The organism is Sphingopyxis sp. BSN-002 (genome assembly GCF_022024275.1).
In the GTDB taxonomy this organism is placed as follows: Bacteria; Pseudomonadota; Alphaproteobacteria; order Sphingomonadales; family Sphingomonadaceae; genus Sphingopyxis.
Genome location: NZ_CP091804.1, coordinates 2,877,343 through 2,898,282 on the forward strand (window position 1 = coordinate 2,877,343; position 20,940 = coordinate 2,898,282).

At 66.2% G+C, this 20,940-nt stretch carries 25 protein-coding genes; 6 read left to right on the plus strand and 19 right to left on the minus strand.

Annotated features, from left to right (window positions below):
* Positions 1-16 precede the first annotated feature (16 nt).
* Entirely contained in the window at positions 17-442 is a 426-nt protein-coding gene (locus L7H23_RS14255) for an EVE domain-containing protein (RefSeq protein WP_237836532.1), read from the plus strand.
* Positions 443-455: 13 nt separating this feature from the next.
* Here the strand turns inward: L7H23_RS14255 and L7H23_RS14260 are convergent, their stop codons facing one another.
* The 7 genes from L7H23_RS14260 to L7H23_RS14290 form a co-directional block, all read right to left on the minus strand.
* A complete protein-coding gene (locus L7H23_RS14260; RefSeq protein ID WP_237836533.1) occupies positions 456-767 on the minus strand; it encodes a PilZ domain-containing protein in 312 nt (103 codons plus the stop codon).
* 85 nt (positions 768-852) lie between these two features.
* Complete coding sequence (locus tag L7H23_RS14265) at positions 853-1,443, minus strand: SOS response-associated peptidase family protein (RefSeq protein ID WP_237836534.1); 591 nt, start codon at positions 1,441-1,443, stop codon at positions 853-855.
* Positions 1,444-1,455: 12 nt separating this feature from the next.
* On the minus strand, positions 1,456-1,854 hold the full coding sequence (gene arfB, locus L7H23_RS14270) for an alternative ribosome rescue aminoacyl-tRNA hydrolase ArfB (protein ID WP_237836535.1): 399 nt from the start codon (positions 1,852-1,854) through the stop codon (positions 1,456-1,458).
* Positions 1,847-2,530, minus strand: coding sequence for an RNA pseudouridine synthase (locus L7H23_RS14275; RefSeq protein WP_237836536.1), 684 nt, complete (start codon positions 2,528-2,530; stop codon positions 1,847-1,849). The genes arfB and L7H23_RS14275 overlap by 8 nt, the downstream gene beginning before the upstream one ends.
* Before the next feature lie 7 nt (positions 2,531-2,537).
* Positions 2,538-3,362 carry a class III extradiol ring-cleavage dioxygenase gene (locus L7H23_RS14280; protein ID WP_237836537.1) on the minus strand — a complete coding sequence of 275 codons (825 nt, stop codon included), beginning with the start codon at positions 3,360-3,362 and terminating at the stop codon, positions 2,538-2,540.
* An 8-nt stretch (positions 3,363-3,370) separates the two neighbouring features.
* Positions 3,371-3,967, minus strand: a complete 597-nt coding sequence (locus tag L7H23_RS14285) for an NAD(P)H-dependent oxidoreductase (RefSeq protein WP_237836538.1) — start codon at positions 3,965-3,967, stop codon at positions 3,371-3,373.
* Between the two features lie 90 nt (positions 3,968-4,057).
* Positions 4,058-4,753, minus strand: a complete 696-nt coding sequence (locus L7H23_RS14290; protein WP_237836539.1) for a pirin family protein — start codon at positions 4,751-4,753, stop codon at positions 4,058-4,060.
* Between the two features lie 136 nt (positions 4,754-4,889).
* Between L7H23_RS14290 and L7H23_RS14295 the strand changes: the two genes are divergently transcribed.
* The 5 genes from L7H23_RS14295 to prfH all read left to right on the plus strand — a co-directional run bounded on the left by L7H23_RS14295 (position 4,890) and on the right by prfH (position 9,296).
* Positions 4,890-5,825 (plus strand): LysR family transcriptional regulator, encoded by a 936-nt coding sequence (locus L7H23_RS14295; RefSeq protein ID WP_237836540.1) that lies wholly within the window; start codon positions 4,890-4,892, stop codon positions 5,823-5,825.
* A 192-nt stretch (positions 5,826-6,017) separates the two neighbouring features.
* Positions 6,018-6,725, plus strand: coding sequence for a response regulator transcription factor (locus L7H23_RS14300; protein ID WP_237836541.1), 708 nt, complete (start codon positions 6,018-6,020; stop codon positions 6,723-6,725).
* Positions 6,726-7,108: 383 nt separating this feature from the next.
* Positions 7,109-7,579, plus strand: coding sequence for a hypothetical protein (locus tag L7H23_RS14305; protein ID WP_237836542.1), 471 nt, complete (start codon positions 7,109-7,111; stop codon positions 7,577-7,579).
* Positions 7,576-8,682 carry an RNA ligase RtcB family protein gene (locus L7H23_RS14310; protein ID WP_237836543.1) on the plus strand — a complete coding sequence of 369 codons (1,107 nt, stop codon included), beginning with the start codon at positions 7,576-7,578 and terminating at the stop codon, positions 8,680-8,682. Before L7H23_RS14305 ends, L7H23_RS14310 begins: the two co-directional genes overlap by 4 nt.
* A complete protein-coding gene (gene prfH / locus L7H23_RS14315; RefSeq protein WP_237836544.1) occupies positions 8,679-9,296 on the plus strand; it encodes a peptide chain release factor H in 618 nt (205 codons plus the stop codon). Before L7H23_RS14310 ends, prfH begins: the two co-directional genes overlap by 4 nt.
* A gap of 25 nt (positions 9,297-9,321) precedes the next feature.
* On the opposite strand, the gene L7H23_RS14320 is transcribed toward prfH, so the two are convergent.
* The 12 genes from L7H23_RS14320 to L7H23_RS14375 form a co-directional block, all read right to left on the minus strand.
* On the minus strand, positions 9,322-9,753 hold the full coding sequence (locus tag L7H23_RS14320) for a PilZ domain-containing protein (protein ID WP_237836545.1): 432 nt from the start codon (positions 9,751-9,753) through the stop codon (positions 9,322-9,324).
* 107 nt (positions 9,754-9,860) lie between these two features.
* Complete coding sequence (locus L7H23_RS14325; RefSeq protein ID WP_237836546.1) at positions 9,861-11,180, minus strand: M28 family metallopeptidase; 1,320 nt, start codon at positions 11,178-11,180, stop codon at positions 9,861-9,863.
* A gap of 95 nt (positions 11,181-11,275) precedes the next feature.
* Positions 11,276-11,830: a hypothetical protein gene (locus tag L7H23_RS14330; protein ID WP_237836547.1), complete on the minus strand. Its 555-nt coding sequence runs from the start codon at positions 11,828-11,830 to the stop codon at positions 11,276-11,278.
* Positions 11,831-12,016: 186 nt separating this feature from the next.
* Entirely contained in the window at positions 12,017-12,556 is a 540-nt protein-coding gene (locus L7H23_RS14335) for a hypothetical protein (protein ID WP_237836548.1), read from the minus strand.
* Between the two features lie 176 nt (positions 12,557-12,732).
* On the minus strand, positions 12,733-13,584 hold the full coding sequence (locus L7H23_RS14340) for a glycine zipper 2TM domain-containing protein (RefSeq protein WP_237836549.1): 852 nt from the start codon (positions 13,582-13,584) through the stop codon (positions 12,733-12,735).
* A gap of 126 nt (positions 13,585-13,710) precedes the next feature.
* Complete coding sequence (locus L7H23_RS14345; protein WP_237836550.1) at positions 13,711-14,199, minus strand: GAF domain-containing protein; 489 nt, start codon at positions 14,197-14,199, stop codon at positions 13,711-13,713.
* A gap of 15 nt (positions 14,200-14,214) precedes the next feature.
* The gene (locus L7H23_RS14350) at positions 14,215-15,375 is read right to left on the minus strand and encodes a hypothetical protein (RefSeq protein WP_237836551.1); all 1,161 of its coding nucleotides are present in this window, start codon (positions 15,373-15,375) and stop codon (positions 14,215-14,217) included.
* Positions 15,351-17,504: a prolyl oligopeptidase family serine peptidase gene (locus L7H23_RS14355; protein ID WP_237836552.1), complete on the minus strand. Its 2,154-nt coding sequence runs from the start codon at positions 17,502-17,504 to the stop codon at positions 15,351-15,353. Before L7H23_RS14355 ends, L7H23_RS14350 begins: the two co-directional genes overlap by 25 nt.
* Before the next feature lie 87 nt (positions 17,505-17,591).
* Positions 17,592-19,256 carry an SDR family oxidoreductase gene (locus L7H23_RS14360; RefSeq protein WP_237836553.1) on the minus strand — a complete coding sequence of 555 codons (1,665 nt, stop codon included), beginning with the start codon at positions 19,254-19,256 and terminating at the stop codon, positions 17,592-17,594.
* A gap of 8 nt (positions 19,257-19,264) precedes the next feature.
* The gene (locus L7H23_RS14365) at positions 19,265-19,666 is read right to left on the minus strand and encodes a DCC1-like thiol-disulfide oxidoreductase family protein (protein WP_237836554.1); all 402 of its coding nucleotides are present in this window, start codon (positions 19,664-19,666) and stop codon (positions 19,265-19,267) included.
* Entirely contained in the window at positions 19,659-20,327 is a 669-nt protein-coding gene (locus tag L7H23_RS14370; protein WP_237836555.1) for a DUF4166 domain-containing protein, read from the minus strand. Before L7H23_RS14370 ends, L7H23_RS14365 begins: the two co-directional genes overlap by 8 nt.
* 9 nt (positions 20,328-20,336) lie before the next feature.
* Positions 20,337-20,915, minus strand: a complete 579-nt coding sequence (locus L7H23_RS14375; protein WP_237836556.1) for a MarR family transcriptional regulator — start codon at positions 20,913-20,915, stop codon at positions 20,337-20,339.
* Between the last annotated feature and the right edge of the window lie 25 nt (positions 20,916-20,940).

Consider the following 20,940-nt stretch of genomic DNA (forward strand, 5'->3'; position numbering starts at 1 on the left):
GGCTAAGCCCGCGATCATGGCAAAGCAATATTGGCTGATGAAATCCGAACCCGACGCCTATGCGTGGGAGCAGCTCGTCAAGGATGGCACGGGGATGTGGGACGGGGTGCGCAACCACACCGCGAAGCTGAACCTGATGGCAATGAAGGTCGGCGACGAGGCGCTCTTCTATCACAGCAATATCGGCAAGGAATGCGTGGGGATCATGAAGATCACCGAGACCGCATCGCCCGATCCGACGGCGGAAAAGGGCTCGCCCTGGGTCATCGTTCGCGTCGCGCCGGTTCGTGCGCTCAAGCATCCGGTGACGCTCGCGGCGATCAAGGCCGATCCGAAGCTCGCCGACATGGACCTGATCCGCCAGTCGCGCCTCTCGGTCGGGCGCGTGACGCCCGATGAGTGGAAGCATATCCTGAAGAAGTCCGAAACGCCCGAGGGCTGATCGGCGCGACCGGTCAGCTGCCGAGCTTGGTCTGCAGATGCTGCGCCACCGAGGGGTGGAGCGGATGGACGAACTCGCAGCCGTAGCTGTTGCCCTCGGCGCGTCGCACGACCGCCTCGAGCGGCTGAAGGCCGGGCAGGTTGACCCAGATATGCTTGCCGATCTGCGGCCGGAACGCGGTCACCATGCGAAAGCCGGTCGACGACAGGTCGAACAGGTCGGCGCCGAAGGGATTGAGCCCCGGCTCGCGGAAACGTGCGCGGGCCTGCACGGTTGCGCGCTCGGCCCCGCGTCCCTGCTTGGCGGCTTTTGTCGTTGTCAGCACTGCTTGCGAATCCCACCCGGTCTGTTTGATTCGCCGGATTTACTCCGCAGCTGGTTATCGCAAGGTGAAGGAATATGGTGAAATTTCAGGTGACGGGTGGCGTTTCGCCAACCGCCATCAGATGGCCGGGATAGGGTGTGACGAGCGCCGCTGCGTCGCGCCAGTCGGCGGTGAGCCAGCGCTCATGATCCTCGGGATGGAGGATCAGCGGCATTGCGGCAGGGCTATGACGCTCGACCAGCCTGTTGGGGTCGGTGGTCAGGATCGCGAAGCCCGGCCAATCCTCGTTCTGGCGCTGGATTCCGGCGAAGGCGAAGATCGGACGGCCGTCGACCGAGGCCCAGTGTTGGCGCTTCGCACCGGCGGCGCCCGACCATAAGGCAAAGCTCGTCGCGGGGATCAGGCAGCGAAGCTCGGGGTGGCGAAGTGTCCCGATCCAGAACGGACTTGCGAGATTGCGCACCGTCGCGACCGGTTGCGTTCCCTGCGGCGGCGGCGGGACGCCCCACAGCTTCGGACGCAGATAGCGGCGCGGGCCGCCGCGGCTGTCGGGGGTGATGACGGGTGCCGGTCGGCCGGGCGTCACATAGTCGCCGGTCCACGGATCGTCGCCGGCGTCGACCCCGAAAGTAACGGAAATCTGCGCTGCGGTGGCGTCGAGCCGGTAAAGCTGCATCGCGGGTCCGGCCTAGTCGAACTGCACGCGGCCGCGTCCGGCTTTCACGTTGCTGCGCGCCTTCTTGCTGTCGACGCGCTTCGCTTTTGCGGCCTTGCTTGGCTTGGTTTTGATCCGCTTCTCGGGCCGGACGAGCGCGGCGTCGACCAGTTCGTTCAGCCGTGCCCGTGCGTCGGCGCGATTGGCCTCCTGCGTGCGAAAGCTGCGCGCGAGAATGACGAGTTCGCCGGCCGCCGTCATCTTGCTGCCCGCCAGCGTCTTGAGCCGGCGATAGGCGTCCGGCGCAAGGCCGAGCGCGAAGACATCGACGCGCAGCTGGCACGCCGTCGCGACCTTGTTGACATTCTGGCCGCCGGGACCCGAGCCGGCGAGAAACTTCTCGCTGATCGCGCTTTCGGGGATGTCAGCCACGGGTCGGCGCGGCGCCTTCGGGGGCCGCGAAGCCGAGTGCGGCGAAGCGATCGGGAAAGGGCGCTTCGGCGATTATTGACGGCTTGACGTCACGTTTTACGACGAGCCGTTCGGCGTGCAGCATCGTGCGGTCCCTGGGGCCGCCCTTGCCGTAAACGGGGTCGCCGACAATCGGAAAACCCAGCCCTTCGAGCGCGTGGACACGCAATTGATGCGTGCGGCCGGTTTCGGGGCGGAAGCGCAGCAGCGCGCGGCCGTCGACTTCGGCGAGCTTTTCCCAATGCGAGACCGAGGGTTTGCCTTTCGGATCGACAACCATCCGCCAGCCGGTTTCGGCGGTCGAGGTCTTGCCGAGCGGCAGGTCGATCGTGCCGCCATTGTCGGCCGGGACACCGTCGAGGATCGCGAGATATTGCTTTTCGACCTCTCGCCCCTCGAACGCCCGGGTGAAGCGGCCGTGCGCCTTGGGATTGCGTGCGAGCAGCAGGCAGCCAGAGGTGTCGCGGTCGAGCCGGTGGACGGGCAGCGGCCAGCGCTTGAAACCGAAGCGCAGGCTGTCGAGATGATTTTCGAGGCTGAGGCTGCCGTCGCGCGGGGCGTCGACGGGCAGGCCCGCCGGCTTGTCGATGACGAGCGCCTCGCCATCGAGGAAGAGAATATGGTCTGAAAGAAGCATCGCCGCGCTATACGGCGACGCTCTCTTCGCCGAAAGCGTAAACGTCCATCGCCAGAAACGCATAGGTCGTGCTGGCGTGAAGACGCTTCGCATGCAGCCGGTCGCCGTCGGCGCCGGCGCCCATCGCAACGAATAGCGGCAATATATGGTCCGGCGTCGGATGATTGTCCTTGCCGTGCGGCGCGCGATCGACGGCGTGGAGGACATCGTCGATCGCATTGGCTTCCATGCGGCCGGCGACCCAGGCGGTGAAGTCGCCGACCCATGCGGGCGCCGGCGCGCCGATCGCGGGGCGCGTGGTGAAGAAGGCGCGGAGATTGTGCGTGATGCTGCCCGATCCGATGATCAGCACGCCCTCGTCGCGGAGCGGCGCGAGCGCCTGCCCCAGCGCATAATGCCATTCGGGCGGCGCGTTCGAGGCGATCGAGAGCTGGATCACCGGGATGTCGGCGTCGGGGTAGATGACGGACAGCGGCACCCATGCGCCATGGTCGAGCCCGCGCTCGGGATCGGCGGTGACGGTGAGACCGTGACCTGCGAGCAGATCGACGATGCGCGCCGCAAGCGCCGGATCGCCGGGGGCGGGGTAGCGCATCGCGAACAGTTCGTCGGGAAAGCCGCCGAAGTCGTGGATCGTCGGCGGCGCGGCCGAGGCGGTCACGGTCGCGCGGCCGCCCTGATATGCCGCGTCATGATGCGCCGACACGACGAGGATCGCGCGCGGACGCGGCAGCGAGCTGCCCAGCCCGGCGAGGAAATCCCGCGCCGGGCTGGGCTCGAGCGCCATCATCGGCGAGCCATGCGAAAGGAACCAGCTCGGGAGACGGCGCATCGACATCTTCAAGCGGCCTGCTGCAGGTCTTCGATGGCCGCGGTCGCGCGGTTCACAGCTTCACCGTCCATCATCTGGGCGCCGGCGTCGATCACGGTGACGTCGGTGATGCCGACGAAGCCGAGGACGTGGCGCAGATAGCCGGTCGCGAAATCATAGTCGCTGCCGACCGGCACGCCGCCCGACGCGACGACCAGATAGGCCTTCTTGCCCTTGAGCAGGCCTTCGGGGCCGGCTTCGGTGTAGCGAAAGGTGCGGCGGGCGCGGGCGATCAGGTCGATCCATGCCTTCAGCGATGCGGGAATGCCGAAATTGTAGACGGGGACGCCGATGACGACCGCGTCGGCGGCTTCGAGTTCGGCGATCAGTTCGTCCGAGGCTTCGAGCGCGGCCTTCTGTTCGGCGCTGCGTTCGGCGTCGTCGGTGAAATTGGCGAACACCCAGCTTTCGTCGAGCAGCGCGGGCGGGGTGGTGGCGAGGTCGCGGTGGACGACCCTGGCGCCATAGCTCTGGCCGAGCAGGCGCTCGACGAGGCGGTCGGTCAGGCTGCGGGTGGTCGAGCCCGTGTGACGGGCGCTGGCATCGACGCGAAGAATATTGGTCATGGCACTAAACTCCTTGGGACTTGGATGAGGGAAAGGGGTGGGCCGCCGCCAACAGGGAGGGGGACAAGCGGCGGCCCGAGGGGGTTGCGGTTACAGGCTGTCGACGAGGACCAGTTCGGCGTCGTCGAGCGCCTCGACCTTGATCGTCCCGACATCGCGGAGCGCGATGCCGTCGCGGGGATCGGCATCCTGTCCGTTGACGCGGATGCGGCCCTTGGCGGCGACGAGGTAGGCGTGGCGCCCGCCTTCGAGGTCGTAGGACACGGTCTCTCCTGCATTCACCGTTGCCGCAGCCACACGGGCATTGGCGCGGATCGGCAGCGCTTCGTCGCCCTCGATGCCGCTCGCCAAGGTCACGAACTGACCCGAACGGTCGGCTTTCGGGAACTGGCGGGCGCCCCAGCCGGGATTGCCGCCGTCACGGTCGGGCATGATCCAGATCTGGAACAGCGTCGTTTCCTCGTCCTCGAGGTTGAACTCGCTGTGCGTCACGCCGGTGCCGGCGCTCATCACCTGGACGTCGCCCGCCGCGGTGCGGCCGGTGTTGCCCATGCTGTCGCGGTGCGTGATCGCGCCGGTACGGACATAGGTGATGATTTCCATGTCGCGGTGCGGATGCGGCGGGAAGCCCGACTGCGATGCGATCGCATCGTCGTTCCAGACGCGCAGCGCGCCCCAGCCCATACGATCGGGCTCGTAATAATTGGCGAACGAGAAGTGGTGACGGGCGTCGAGCCAGCCGTGGTTGGCGTGGCCCAGCGTGTCGAATTTGCGGATGTCGATCATCGGGCTTGTCCTTTATCTTGGTGCCGCCCTCCGGCATCGGTGCCGGGCGGCTCATCTGTTGAGGACAAAATAGGCATTGGGATCGTTTCGAAAATAGCGTAGATGGAAAACCATTGTTTCGATTCAGGAGGTATTCGTGGCGCTTCCCGACTATGAAGGCTGGGCCTGTTTCGTCGCCGTCGCCGATGGTGGCAGCTTCACCGCCGCCGCCGCCGCGCTGGGGCTGTCGAAGGCGAGCGTGTCGAAGGCGGTGACGCGGCTCGAGGCATCGCTGGGCATCACCCTGCTCCACCGCAGCTCGCGCGTCGTCGCGGTCTCGACCGCGGGGGCGGGGCTGCTCGACGAGGCGCGCGCGATGGTCGCGGCGGCGACTGCGGCGACCGAAGCGGCGCGCGGCGACCGCGTCGACCTGGCGGGGCCGATCCGTCTCGCGGCGCCGATGAGCTTCGGCATCAAGGTGCTCGGCCCGCCGCTCGCGGCGTTTCTCGACCAGCATCCTGCAGTCGAGATCGAGGTGCTGCTGAGCGATGCGCGCCATGACCCCGTTGCCGAGGGGATCGATCTGACCCTGCGCATCTCGCCGCTCGCCGATTCCAGCCTGCTCGCGCGGACGATTGCGCCGGTCGCGGCGTCGGTGCTGGCAAGTCCCGCCTATCTGGAGAAGCATGGCACGCCGAGGCATCCGCTCGACCTCGGCGGGCATCGCCTCGTCGGTTACGGCCACCGCCAGCGTGCGATGCCGCTCCATTTCCAGCGCAAGGGCGAGGAAGCGACGGTGCTCCCGTCGGGGCCGCTGTTCACCAACAATGGCGATATCGTAGTCCCCCTGCTTGCGGCGGGGGGCGGGATCGCGGTCCTGCCCGACTTCATCGCGGCGACCGAACTCGCTTCGGGAGCGCTCGTCCGCATCCTCACCGACTGGTCGTTACCGCAGGCGTATCTGCACCTGCTGTCGCCGCCGTCGCGGCTGCGGCCCGCGCGCGTGCGAGCGCTTTCGGACTATCTGGTCGACAATCTGAAGCTGTCGTGCACCGGCGCGCACGAGCAGCTGACGGCGCTCGGTAACCGGTAAATGCGCATCCCCGACTGTTGCATATAGGCCGCGAATCGCGGATTCCTGCGGGTTAAATCAAAATTAACCTTTTCCCTTCATTGCTTTCATGGTTAATGTTCCGGCAGCCCTGCAACAGGGGTCGTCGGGGGCACTGCGAGGGGGCCGCAGACGGGTTGCGGGTCCATCGTGGGAACAATCAAGGGGTGCCTAATGCGCGTACTGCTGATCGAGGACGAGCCGACGACCGCGAAAGCGATCGACACGATGCTCACGACCGAAGGCTTCAACGTCTACACCACCGATCTCGGTGAGGAAGGCTTGGACCTCGGCAAGCTGTATGATTACGACATCATCCTGCTCGACCTGAACCTGCCCGACATGCACGGCTATGACGTGCTGAAAAAGCTCCGCACCGCAAAGGTGCAGACGCCGGTGCTGATCCTGTCGGGCGTTTCCGAAATGGATTCGAAGGTGCGCTCGTTCGGCTTCGGCGCCGACGACTATGTCACCAAGCCGTTCCATCGCGACGAGCTGGTCGCCCGCATCCATGCGGTCGTGCGCCGTTCGAAGGGCCATAGCCAGAGCGTCATCAAGACCGGCAAGCTGGCGGTCAACCTCGACACCAAGACGGTCGAAGTCGACAGCGTCCGCGTGCATCTGACCGGCAAGGAATATCAGATGCTCGAGCTGCTCTCGCTCCGCAAGGGCACGACGCTGACCAAGGAAATGTTCCTGAACCACCTCTATGGCGGCATGGACGAGCCCGAACTGAAGATCATCGACGTCTTCATCTGCAAGCTGCGCAAGAAACTCGCGCTCGCCTGCGGCGGCGAGAATTATATCGAGACGGTCTGGGGCCGCGGTTATGTCCTTCGCGACATCGACGAAGAAGGGAATGAAGTGCGCCGGGTCGCCTGAGCCGCTTCGACACAAGAGTTTTAACGGGGGACACCGGCGCGGAGCGATCCGCGCCGGTTTTCTGTTTGGGGGTGCCGGGTAGGGCGCGCACCACTTTAAATGTTGAGTTTGCGGTCCGTACAAGCTATCGGGCCGGCCGCCGATACCGGCATTGTTTCTGAACTGGAAAGGAGAAAGTCATGCGAGCAGCGTCGATCCGCAACGCAACATTTTCCGATTTCCAGACTATTCAGGAACAAATTGCATGGGCAATTTCCTTCCGGGCGACTGCGTTCGCCTGACCCCGTTGCGCGGCGCGGATGCCGCCGGCTATCTTTCGTCACTTTCAATCGCTGTCCGTTCGCAGCTCCCGGATCGGGGGGAGGCGCGGCATGCGGCATGACATGTTCAAGATCATCGTCGAGCGGCCGCGCTGGGGCGCGAGCCATGCGGCATCTGCCAAACTGAAAAGGAGTGATCCCGATTGTAAATTTCTCGGTCTGAAGCGGCACGCCAACCGCGAGGCGCCCTACACCAAATCGCTGAACGAAAATCTGGCGCCGCTGGTCCGCTTCTTGAGAAGCCGGCGCGGGCGTCGCTGGGACGATGTGTTCAGTGAAATCTGCGCGCGGCTGGATACCGGCAGCACGGTGAAGATGCACGTCCGGCTGCACCTGGACGACATCGTGGCTACCCGGATCTCGATCGGGCGGCGGGGTGAATGGATGATCGAGGGCGAGGTACTCGACAGCCCTCGCCGCTGGTCGCGACTTCGCCAGTTCTTCGTCGATCCGCGGGACGGGATTCTCAAGGATAGTGCCGAGTTTCCATGGCACCTCATGCCCGCGCGCGGCGGGCAGGGAGAAGGCGCATGACGAAGGCAAGTATCAGGATCATCGCATCCGACCTTTCGCGGGTGGATCCGCTCGCCTTGGACCAGCTTGCGCGAGCCGCCGAGTTCGAGGGCCTTGCCCGGATCGTCGGTTTGCCGGACCTTCACGCCGGCCGCGGGATTGCGGTGGGGGCCGCATACTGGTCACCCGACATGCTGTTCCCGCATCTCGTCGGTAGTGATATCGGTTGCGGAATGGCGCTTTGGGAAACCGACCAGCCCGTGCGCAGGTTCCGGCTCGATGCAGCCGCGCGCAAGCTTCGCGGTCTGGATGAGCCTTGGGACGGCGACGCAGGCGCGGCGCTCTCGAAGGCGAAGATCGATCCGGCGCTCGGCGGAGCGGCGCTGGGGACCATAGGCGGCGGCAATCATTTTGCCGAGTTCCAGCGCGTCGAACGGATTGTCGACATCGACCGGTTCGAGGCATTCGGCTTTCGTCCCGATGCCGTCTGGCTCATGGTCCACAGCGGTTCGCGCGGGTTGGGACAGGCGATCCTCGACGACTGGACGCGATCCCGCGGCACCGCGCCGGCCGAGGCATCGGGCGAGGCGGGGGCGGCGTATCTCGCCGCGCATGACCGGGCGGTCGGCTGGGCGGTTCTCAATCGCGAGATCATAGCACGCCGATTCTGCGAAAAGCTGGGTCTGGCGGCCGTGCGAAGGCTCGACATCTGCCACAACAGCGTCACGCCGTACGAAGGCGGATGGCTGCATCGGAAGGGAGCGGCGCCGGCAGACCGGGGGCTGGTCGTGATTCCGGGGTCGCGCGGCGATTTCAGCTATCTGGTCGAACCCGTCGTCGGGCAAGCGGCCGGGGCCCTCTGTTCGCTGGCTCATGGCGCCGGCCGGAAATGGGGTCGCAACGACGCGCATGGCCGGCTGTCGAAGCGGTTTCGGCCGTCCGACCTTGAGCGCACGGCGCTTGGGGGGCGTGTGATCTGCGAGGATCGTCGGCTGATTTTCGAGGAAGCCCCGCAGGCATACAAGGACATCGGCGGTGTTGTCGGCGACCTTGAGGCCGCGGGACTGATCCGTGTCATCGCGAGCCTTCGACCCCTGCTGAGCTACAAGACGAGGCGTTCATGAGCGAGATCATCCTGCACCTGTCGTCGGGTCACGGGCCCGAAGAGTGCCGATGGGTTGTCGGTCAGCTGGCGCATATCTTTGCAAAGGAAGCCGCCAAGGCCGGCGTGCGCTGCGAGCCGATGGAACCAGCGAGCGGCAATCCGGCCTCGCTGATGCTGCGGGTTTCGGGCGAGGGCGCCGACCGGTTTGCCGGAGAGCGGGAGGGCACGGTCCTGTGGGTCGGCGCCAGCCCGTTCCGGCCCCATCATCGACGAAGAAACTGGTTCGTGGGGGTGACGAGGGTCCCGCCGATCGAGGCCATCGGCGAATTGCGCGAAGAGGATGTCGTATATCAGGCAATGCGTGCGTCCGGCCCGGGCGGGCAGCATGTCAACAAGACTGACAGCGCGGTCCGTGCCACGCATATTCCCACGGGGCTCGTCACGGTGGTGCAGGATCAGCGATCGCAGCACGCCAATCGCAAGCTTGCCTGTATCAAGCTCGCGATGATGCTGATCGAACGGCGCGAGGAAAATATGCGCGGCGCGCGGAAGGATGGATGGGATCGCAACCAGCAACTGGAGCGCGGCAGTCCCGTCCGGGCCTATGTGGGCCCCGATTACCGGCTCCGGTAACCTGCATAACCTGTAGCCGGCCGGGTCACCTTTTCCGACCGAAATGCCCCGGCAATGTCGTGGCGCGCGTCAGGCCGGGGCGCCAGGTGTCGATCTTCGGCGCGGGGACGATCTGGAAATCGGCGATGCTGTCGGCGGTGCGCAGTTCGTCGCCGTGCGCGACGCGCAGGCGGACGGTCTCGACCGGCTTGTCGGTTTCGATGCCGAAGCGCTTGTCGACGACCCAGCGCACGGTGCCCAGCATCGGCTCGTGCCCGGGCAGGAAGATGGTGATGCGTTCGCCGATGTTCAGGACATGGGGTCCTACGCCGCCGACGCCGGTTTCGGAGACATTCCGCAGCGTGACATCGAAACGGCTGAGTCGCTGGCAGCCGAGCGCCGCCTTGACCAGACGCGACTGTCGCGGCTGGCGCTTTTCATCCGGTGCGGTTGAGGCGGAAGCCTCGGGATTCGGCATGGGCGACCAACATTCTACGCCGCCCGGCCACCCACGCCCGGCGGTTATTTTGGTCCCATCGATGCCATAACGCGCGAAGGTAAATTTTCGTTTGCTTTGTTCGACAATTAAGATGCCGGCGGAAGGCCCCCGAACGTCACGATGCTTTCCTCGCCGGTTGCCGAAACCGCTGAAACCCCGAAGAAATTATCGTCGACCACGACGCCGGGCAAAATTAACTCGTTCGCCGGACCCGACGGAACGAGCCTGCTGTCGGTCCAGTCGCTTCGGTCGGCGCGCCGCCAGCGAATGCGATAGGATGCCGCGCCCTCGACCGGGGTCCAGCGGACCGTGGTGTTCGAGCTGAGGGCACCGTCGATGCTGACATTTGCCGGCGCCGCCGGCGCATCGGCAAGCTCGGAGACGAGGGCGACGTTGAGCGCGGTCACCCGCGCCAGATAGGGGAAATCCATCTCGTCGACCGTGTCACCATATTTGCGGCCGTTCTCGGTCCGCAGATCCTGATGCTGGTGGTCATAATCCTCGACCCCGACGGTGAACCGGATCGCGGGATAGCCGAGTTCGAGCGAGGGGCTGTGATCGCCGCCGCGGCGGAAACGGTCGGGGCGGCGTACCGCGAGCACTTCGAGTCCGATTGCGGGATTGGCTTCGCCCGCGCGAACCGCGGCCTTGGCCAGCGCGCGCGACGGGCCGTCGTCCTCGCCGCCGATGCCGCGGCGTACGAGCTGCGCCGCGAGATCTTCGGAGGAGCGGATGCCTTCGCTGAACACGCGGACACGGTTGTCGACGATCGTGCCATCGGTGCCGTGCGTGCCGCCGACGATATCGTTGTTGAGCATGGCAGTGACCTGCCAGCCCTTCTCCTTCGCGTGGCGCGCGATCAGCTTGCCGCCCCACAACCCCTGTTCCTCGCCCGACAGCAGCGCATAGACGATCGTCGCACGATGCCTGTCCTTCGACAGCAGGCGCGCGGCCTCGAGCACCAGCGCGGTGCCCGACCCGTCGTCGTTCGCGCCGGGCGCGTCGCTGGTGAAATTCATCGGATCGGTGACGCGGCTGTCGATATGGCCGGCGATGATGATCACCCGGTTCGGGTCGCTACCCTTCTGGATCGCAAGGACATTTTCCACGATAACGCCGGAGGGCGCGCGCGGCCCTTCGAAGCGGTCGCTGATCCGCTCGACGGTCAGGCAGCCGCCGCAGGCCTTTGACAGCCGTTCGAATTCGGCGGCGCCCCAGGTGCGCGCGGCGCCGATTCCGCGCTTGGGATCGGTCGCCGACGAGAGCGTGTGGCGCGTGCCGAACGAGACGAGCTTTTCGACGAGCGCCTTCAGCCGCGCGGGATCGGCGGCGGGGGTTTCGTCCTTCGCGAGGGCGATCGTCGGTGTGGCGAGGAGCAGCGCGGCTGCGAGGGTGTGGCGAAGCATGCCGCTTCATGCGGCGTGTGCAAGCCCGACGCAAGAGGCCCGCCGCGTGGGGTCTCCACGGGCGGGCCTCTCGTTTCAATTCAGCCGTTCAGGGCTCAACGCAGACCCGAGTAGCTGATGTCCTGCACGCGACCATAACGGATGTCGCAGCTGAACTTGCCCTTGTCATAGGATCCGCCGCGACCCCAGCGGCCGCCATAGCCGTCGGTGACGACGACGCGGCCCTTGACGCGGTAGCCGTCGCGCTTGCGGTCGATGCTCGTCACCTGGGTGACGTCGGTGCGGCCGTAACGGCGCGTACCCCGCTCGACCGCGCTGACGCACTGGCTGACGGCGCTGCGGCTGTTGCCGTAGCGATTATAGTCATAGCCATAACCGTAGCGCGGATCATTGTCGTAGCGGCCGCGGTTGTAGCGATCGTCGGTGCGGCCGTAGCGGTCGTCGTACCGGTCGTAGCGGTCGCGGTCGTTATCGGCCGACAGGATCGCGGCAAGGCCGCCGAGGACGACGGCGCCGGCGATGACTTCGCCCGCGCTGATGCCGTCGCGGTCACCGCGGTCGCGCGCGCTGGCGGGGACGGCGCTCATCAGCATTGCGCCAGCGGTGGCCGCACCAATCGCGGCCTTGGTGAAGGTAGCTTTGATAGCCATGGTTCGGTCTCCAAATGCGCAGGCGGCACCCGTTGCGGCCTGTTGGAAACCTTTTACCGATTCGGCCGTGACGCCGTGCTGAACCCCCCGCTTATCTGAGGTTCAGTCTGGGTTTTGCTGGCGTTCATAAAGGAAAAGGCCCCTCGCCGCGGGCGAGAGGCCTTTTCCGTACCTGCAGGGAAGCGGTCAGTTGAACCGGACGTCGACGACGCGGCCGTTCCTGTAACTGCAGCCGAAGCTGCGGACCTCGCCGCCAAGGCGCGAGGCGGTGCCGGTGACGTACCAGCCGCCGTCGTTCGGTTCGGTTCCGGTGATGCTGTCGACGCGGGCATCGTCGCCCATCTCGCCCTCGACCGCCCAGCTGCACGCGTCGGACGCGCGGGCTTCGGCCTCGCCATTGCCGTACGGGCGGACTTCGGTGGTGCCGCTGCCATAGGGTTCGGACTCGTCACCCTGCGGTTCATAGTTCGGCGTATCCTGGCGCGGCTCGCGGTAAGGCGGATCGTAGCGGTCGTTGCGCTGCTGGGCCTTGTCCTTGCTCGCCGAGCTGGCGATCGCGGCGATCGTGCCGAGGATCAGCAGCCCGCCGATGACTTCGCCGGTGCTGATATGGTCGCGGTCGCGATAGCCCCAGCCGCCGTGGCGCCCGCGCGCTTCGGCGGGGACGGCAGCGAACGAGGTCAGGACGATCGCGCTGGCGGTCGCAAGGGTCGTAAATTTACGCATCGAAGGGGCGCTCCCCGGACGCAGGCAAGGGACGGTCCCGCCCGCAACGCCGCATCACTAGGCCTTCCATGCTTTCGCACCGCTGAACCGGTATTCCGGCGCGACGAAAGGAAAAGCCCGCCATCTGCGCGATGGCGGGCTCTTTCGGGACTCGGTGACCAGACCTGTCCGGGTTATCAGCAGGCGCAGCGCGGCTTGGGCCGCGGCTTCCATTTCTTTTTCGCGACATAGCGCTTCCGCACCGGCGCATTCTCGTAATAGGTCTTTGTGGTCGTTTCGACCGTTTCGGTCACGACCGGGGTGGTGATCGTCGTGACGACGACGACGCCCGGCGAGTACCAGCCATAGCCATAACCCGAAGAGGCATAGCCGCCCTGCTGATAGACCGTGGTGCCGGGATAGCCGTAGCCGTAATAGCCGCCGCCGTGGCGATAACCGCCGCGGCTCGCCCACCATTCCTCGCATTTTTTCTTGTCGGCGCTGTTGCCGATCGCCGAGCCGGCAAGCGCGCCGACACCGCCGCCGATCAGCGTGCCCGCGGTGCGGTCGCCATGCCCCGCGACGCGATTGCCGACGACGCCTCCGACGACCCCGCCGATCACCGCGCCGCCGATCTGGCCGCCATGACCGCAGCGGCGCGCCATGTCGGCATCGCGCGGGTCGGGTCCCGGCGGGGGACCGCCATATCCATAGCGCGGATCATATTCGGGCGGCGGGGGATAACCCGCGCCGGCGCCTTCGACGGTGCCTTCATACGTGCCGTCGTAGCGCCGTCCGTCGGGCGCTTCATAGGTGCCGTTCCACGTGCCGGTCCAGCGACCCTCGGCCTCGTAGGTGCCGCTCACCTGCCGATAGTCGATCTCGCTCGGCACGCGGTCGGGCGAGCCCGTATAGACGCGGACGTCGGGCGAAGCGGGCGCGCCATATTCGAGCTTCGGCGCAGGCGCGGGCGCGGGTTCGGCGCTCGATGCGCGGCCGGCCAGCAATATCGTTCCGGCGGCGACGCCCAGAAGCAGGATGGTCCGCATTACTAACTCCCTGTTATTCCAGCCTGCGCCGATGTTACGGCGAACGGCGATTGGTTAACAGCCTGTTAGCAAACTGAAGCGATTCTCGCGAATCCGTTAACCCTGAGTTTCGCGTCCCAATTTGGGTCAGCCGGCAAGTGCGCCCGCGACGCGCGCGACCAGCGCCTCGGCGCCGGCCTGATCGTCCGCGGTGAAGCGCGAAGGCAGCGGGCTGTCGAGGTCGAGCACCCCGATCAGGCGTCCGCCGGCGACGACGGGAACGACCAGTTCGCTGCGACTGTCGGCATCGCACGCGATATGACCCGGAAAGGCATGGACGTCGTCGACGCGCTGGGTCTCGCGCGTGCGGGCAGCGGCGCCGCACACGCCCTTTTCCAGCGGAATGCGGATGCACGCGGCCTTGCCCTGAAAGGGGCCGAGGACGAGTTCGCTGCCGTCGAAACGATAGAAGCCCGCCCAGTTGAGGTCTGGGATCGCCTGCCAGATCAGCGCGGCGAGGTTCGCCATGTTTGCGATGCCGTCGGGCTCGCCCGCGACGAGCGCTTCGGCAGCGTCGGCGGTTTCGGCCCAGAGGGCAGCGGCGGTGGTGGCGGTTGGGGCGAAGGCGAAGGACATGGGCTTCTTTCGAAATCAGAGCGTGCAGGTGGGCATGAAGACCGGCGCGGCCGGCGCGTCGGCGCGCCAGCTCAGCCGGAAGACGACATATTGGGCCGGATGGTCCGAAAGAACAGGGCCATTTTTGCCGTCGAACAGCGTGGCGACCGCGAGCGGCTCGACCCGCATCGCGCTCGAGCTGCGGAAACCGAGGAGGTCATAGGCGTCGGTCCAGGCCCTGTTGTCGGCCATGGGCGCGGCGCGGGCGGCGAAGCCGACGCCCTTGGCGGCGAGGCGAAAGGCGGGGTCGGTGGCGAAGCGGCCCACCCTGTCGCCGGCGCGGTAATTGTTGAAATCGCCCGCGGCGATCAGCGCTTGATCGCCGACCTCCGCCAGAAAAGCATCGTTCTCGCGCGTTTGCAGGACATGTGCCTGTTCAGCGCGCGCGATGGAGACGCCCGATGGCTCGCGCGAATTGCGATGCGTGTTGAAGGCGAACAGCGGCGCGGGCGCACCGGGGATGTTGATGCGGATCAGCGCGGCGCCCTTGTTCGACAGGCAGTCGAAGCCCGCGCAGCTATCCGGTCCGAAAGCCTCGCTTTCGGCATAGTTCAGCGGCAAGTCGGTCGCGATATACAGTCCGCCGTCGAGCCATTTTCCGATGCCTTCGCCTTTCCACCAGCGCGCGCCGTCGGCGAAACCCGCGGGCGGCGGAGTCGCGGGAAGGGTGCGCCACCAACGATCGCCGCCGGTAAAGCCTGCGGCCGGCGTTGTTGGCGCGCGATGCTGGCCGAGCGCGGGGCCGGGCACGATCGCCGCGAAGCGACCGTTCTTTGCGATCTGCGACGCTTCGGGGGTGAAGGCCTTGTGCAGGATCAATATATCGGGGCCAAGGTCGGCCTTGCGCCTCTTCGCGATCCAGTCGGCGATCGCCGCGAGCTTCGGCCCGCGGCCGCTGCGGATCGGCCAGGGCAGCCCCTCGACGTTCCAGAGAAGCACGCGCAGCCGCATCGTCTTACGCCCGTCGGTGAGCGTTTCGACCTTCGGCAGGGCGGCGGGATCATAGCAGTCGGCGCGCTGTTCGATCCGCGCGAGCTTGCCGTTCGGCAGCACCGACCAGACGACCACCGCTAGCCCGAGCAGGGCGATGGCGATGATCGCGAGCCGGCGGCCTATTCGACGGTCAGGCCGGTCCATTTTGCCGCAAAGGCATATTTGTCGGCTGCCTCGGCGATGATCTTGTCGGTCGGCTTGCCCGATCCGTGGCCGGCGCGCGTTTCGATGCGGATCAGGTGCGGCTTGTCGCCGACCTTCGCGTGCTGCAGCTCGGCAGTGTATTTGAAGCTGTGCCCCGGCACGACGCGATCGTCGGTGTCGGCGGTCGTCACCAGCACCGCCGGATAGGTCTTGCCATCACGGATGTTGTGATAGGGCGAGTAGGCGAGCAGCGTCCGGAAATCGGCCTCCTTCGACGGATAGCCGTAATCGTCGGTCCAGTAGCGGCCCGCGGTGAAGCGGTCGAAGCGCAGCATGTCCATCACGCCAACGGCAGGCAGTGCCGCCGCGAACAGGTCGGGGCGCTGGTTGACCACTGCGCCGACGAGCAGGCCGCCGTTCGAGCCGCCCTCGATCGCGAGCTGGCCCTTGCCGGTGATCCCTTGCGCGATCAGATATTCGCCCGCCGCGATGAAATCGTCGAAGACATTCTGCTTCTTGTCGAGGCGGCCGGCATCGTGCCACGCCTTGCCATATTCGCCGCCGCCACGGATGTTCGCGACGACGAAGACGCCGCCCTTGTCGACCCACGCGAGCTTGGTCGGCGAGAAGCCGGGCACCTGCGACAGGTTGAACCCGCCATAGCCATAGAGCAGGGTCGGCGAGCCCTTGCTGCGGTCGAGCCCCTTCTTCATCACCACGAACATCGGCACTTCGGTGCCGTCCTTCGATTTGAAGAAGCGCTGTTCGACCGAGAATTGCTTCGGATCGAAGGTCAGCTTGGGCTGCGCGAAAATCTCGCTCTTTCCGGTGACGGTATCGAGGCGGTAGATCGTCGTCGGGGTCGCATAGCTCGCAAAGCTGTAAAAGGTTTCGGGATCGGCCGACTTGCCCCCGAAGCCCGAGGCCGAACCGATGTCGGCGAGCTTGATGTTCGCGATCGGCTTGCCGTCGAGGCCGACCATGCGCGCCTCCGACTTCGCATCGCCAAGATAGGACAGGATGATGCGGTTGCCGACGCGCGAGGCGCCGACCAACGTCGCCTCATTCTCGCCCACGACTTCGGTCAGCTCCGACGGCTTTTTGATGTCGAGCGAGACGATGCGCTGGCGCGGGGCGCCCTTGTTGGTGACGAAGGTAAAGCGCGTGCCTTCGTTGGTCACATATTCCCAGTTGTTCGCATAATCGTCGACCAGCACGATCGGCTTGCCGCCCTTCACGGGGTGCAGCGTCAGCCCGAAGCGTTCGTCGGTACCCTCGGACGAGACGACGAGCAGATATTTGCCGTCGTCGGTGACGACTCCCGCATGGTTGAGCTTCGGCTTGTCGGGGGTCGCGTGGATCAGCACGTCGGCGCTCTGCGCGGTGCCGAGCTTGTGGAAATAGACCGCGTGATTCTCGTTGAGCGACTGGAAGGCCTGACCTTCCTTCGGTTCGGGGAAGCGCGAATAGTAAAAGCCGCTGCCGTCCTTCGCCCAGTCGAGCGACGAGAATTTGACCCAGCGGATCTCGTCGCTGGTGTCGGCCCCCGTCGCAACGTCCTTCACGCGGACGATGCGCCAGTCGGTGCCGCCGTCCTGCACCGAATAGAGAAGATATTTGCCGTCTTCGGACGGGTTCCATTCGCCAAGCGCGGTCGCGCCGTCCTTGGCCCATGTATTCGGATCGATCAGGACGCGGCCCTCGCCCTTCAACCCCTCGCGGACATAGAGCACCGACTGCGGCTGCAGCCCGTCGTTGCGGGTGTAGAAATATCGGGTGCCGGCCTTGGTCGGCAGGCCGAAGCGCTCGTAATTATAGAGCTCGGTCATCCGCTTCCTGAACGCCTCGCGGCCGGGCAGCGTCGTCAGATAGGCGTCGGTGACCTTGTTCTGGTCGGCGACCCAGGCCGCGACCTTCGGATTGACGCGAACATCGTCCTCCAGCCAGCGATAGGGATCGGCGACGTCGACGCCGAATTGCGGATCGACGGTGTTGCCGCGCTCGGTCGCGGGATAGGTCAGCGCCGGAGCGGAGGCCGGGGTGGCGGCGGCATCGGCGGCGTGCGCGGTCGCGGGCGTCATCATCAGCGCAACCAGCGCGAGCGGCGCGCGGAAATTCCTGGGGGGCATGGCAAGGCGATCCTCATCGTCGGGAAATATTCGTGCGACTTTATGTAAGGATGGAAAAGACCGGGGCAAGCGGATTTGGCGCGCGCTTCAGGAGATTTCGACCGGCTGCAGCGTGCCTCGATAGGCGACAAGCAGCCCGAAGACCGGGACCCTGATTTCGACGTTAAACCGGAATACGCCGCCGATTTCCTCCTCGAAGCTCGGGCCGCCGGGCATCAGCCGGCGGGGCATGGGGATACCGAACAGGGTCCAGCGGCGCGGAACGAGGTGGAGGCGGCCGGCTTCGACGACCAGCGCCATCGCGAAAGCCGCCGGGCCAAAGCGTTCGACAAGCAGACAGTCGTTGCGCCCGGTGCCGGCGGACTGCAACGAAGAGAAGGTCCTGCCGCCGAAATCGCGCGTCCAGCGCTCGCCATTCCCCTCGGGGTCGAAGGTAACGGTCACCGGCACAGCATCGGCCGTCTCGGGAAAGCCGACGATCATCGCGGCGAGGCGCGCGACAAGCCCGCGGCCGCGCACGACGCTGGCTTCGCCCGCCCACCGGCGCCTTCCCGAGCTGACGTGCAGATCGCGGATGCGCGGCGGAAGCGTGTCGAATGCGCTCCCCAATATTCGCCGGTAGATAAGGTCGTCGGGCCGGGTTTCGCGAAACCCCGTATGGATCGAGCGCCGGGCGAACAGCGCATCGTAATCGTCAAGGCTCAGCGCCTCGACTGCCGACCGCGCGCCGGGGGCAGGGCGATCGTCCGTGAGAAGCTTGCGCACGATCGCCTCGACCGCCATCGACGGGATGTACGGGCCATCGTCGCCTTCGGCGAGCAGGTGCCAGCTTCGTTCGACGTCGCGGTCACCCGCCAGCCCGCGCGCGCGGATGAACATCCCGCCGCGATGCTCGCCGAACTTCATCCGGTTGAGGACAGCATAAAAGAGGCGCGAGAAGGGCTCGAGCGAGGGAAGGCGCAAAGTCGCGCGCGCCTTTGCGAGGATGTTGAGGATGCGGTGCAGGATTTCGGGCACCGGTCCCGCGCCCATCCAGATGTCGGTCATCCCCGGATATTCGCGCGGCAGGACCTGCAGGTCGGGAACGTCGACGAGCGAGAAATGAATGTTGCGGAGCGGCAGCCGGCCGGGGACCGCAACGGTGAAACGCAGGCTTTCCGCAAGTCCGGTGGCATGCGCGTCCTTGCCATCGCGGCGCAGCTTCACCGGTGCGCCGGCATAGCCGACGACGGCACGCATGACGTTGAGGCCGATGCCGGCATAGGGCGACGGTGCGATCCCGCCCTCGACGGAGCGGATGTCCATATCCCTCGCCATTTCACGGAGCACCGCGGCGGTCAGGGCCGGAAAGCTGCTGACACCCGAGATCACGAAGATGCCTGCGGCCTTTGCGGCCGGATCGAAACCGTCGACCCCGAAGACGAAGTCGGCGGCGTCGGCGAAATCGAGATAGTCGACGTGCGCCGCGATGCAGGCCTCGATCACCCGGTAGCGGTCGGCGCCATAATCCTGGAACGGGCCCGATGCGTCGACGACGAGGGCGGGTTTGTGCGCGGCCAGCGCATCGGCGATGTCGCGGCGGTCGAGCGCGACGGGCACGACGCGTGCGTCGCCCCTGTATGCGGCGCAGAAGGCTTCGGCGCGCTGGCGGTCGCGGCCGCAGATCAGCAGTTCGAGATCGGGACGGTCGGCGAGAAGTTCGGCGAGGCGGCCGCCGAAGACGCCATAGCCACCGAGGAACAGGATTTTCATTGCGTCGCTCATTCGAGAATGCGGCCGCGATATCGGGCCGGAGCGACCCAGCAGGTCGTCCGCTTGCCGAACAGGCGGTAGCGGTTGCGCGCGATCCAGCGGTAGACCGGATCGCGCAGGACAGCCGGGACGAGGCGGACGATCGCAACCAGCCGCCACGGCCAGCCCAGCCTTTCATAGATGGAGAGGACGGCATCGCTGTCGCGGCGGATCGCGACGCCTTCGACGACCAGCAGGGTCGTCGGGTCCTGCGGATCGAGCCCGTTGCGGCGCGCGATACCGGCGCCCGCCTCGCCCTGGATCGACGCGAGCCGGAAGATTTCCGCACGGTCGTGCGACAGAATGAAGCGCGCGTTGGCCGAGCATAGGACGCATTCGGCGTCGAACAGGATGACCGGGCCGTCAGCCATCGCGGAACAACGCGTGCTGGTTCAGCAGCTCGCCAAACAGCGGGTGCGTGACCTTGAGGTCGAAGGCGAAGCGGCCGTTTCCCAGATGCTGGTGCGTCACCACCGTTTTGCCGGGCGTCAGCCAGCGATGCAGACGGAGACGAAGGCCCGCGGCGCGCCAGAAATAATGGTCGGACGCAAAGATCAGCGCGTCGGCCTCGGCGCGCACCGTCAGCGCCATGCCGAAGCCGCCGCCGATATGTTCCTCCAGTCCCGTACGGCCCGCAAAGCGCTTGGCGCTGTGGATGACCTGCGGATAATCGCGCGCGCGGCCATAGACGCGCGTCCATATCTGGCCACCGCTGGCCCCGTCTTCGCTCACCGCGACCGCGGCGGGCGCGGGGCCGCTGCTTTCGAGCGGCAGCGGCGCGCCGATCAGGCGGCAGAGCTGTGCGAGCAGCCAGCCCGCGCGGGAGAGCCGCGTCCAGACGATCTCGCCGCCATAGGTCGCGACACGCCGGGCGGAGAGGCATTTGGAGAAGCGGCGGCGTACATCGTCGGGGAGCGCGTCCCAGTCGCGCGCGGCCACCAGACGGCGGAAGCGGTAATCGTAGGGCGCACTGCTGCTTTCTGCCGCAGCGGGTGCGTGCGCTTCGATCGGTTGCCGCCTCTTGCTCCGCATGATCGCCTCCTATCCGGCGTCCTTGCTGCCATTGCTTTTGTCCCGGCCGGGCCGCCAGTTGATCAGCTTGGTCACCCCGGCGCCAAGCCTGATCAGACGCATGAGCGCGGGTTTCGGTACGTTCAGCATTTCGTCGTGCCAGCGGCTCATCGTGGTGACGAAATCGAGCATTTCGGCAAGCCGCGCCTTTGCGGCGGGGGCGAGTTCGGGGTCTGTGGCGGCGCGCGCGACGCATGCCTTGAGCGCCGCCTCGGCGGGATCGATTTCGCGCGCCTTGCGGCCTGCCGCGATGCGGGTGACCATTTCCCAGATATCGGTCTCGGCGGTGAAATGGTCACGCCGGTCACCGAGCAGGGGAACGCGCTCGATCAGGCGCCAGCCCAGCAACTCCTTGATCGAATTCGAGACATTGGACCGGGCCAGCCCCAGCAGCTCGGCGATCTCCTCGGCATGGAGCGGATGGTCGGAGATGAAGAGCAGCGCGTGGATCTGCGCCACCGAACGGTTGACCCCCCACTGGCTGCCGAGATTGCCCCAATGCAGAATGAACTCGGTCGCTGCAACGGGCAGTTTCGACTCATGTTCCATGATTTCTGTCATAACAGAAATATCT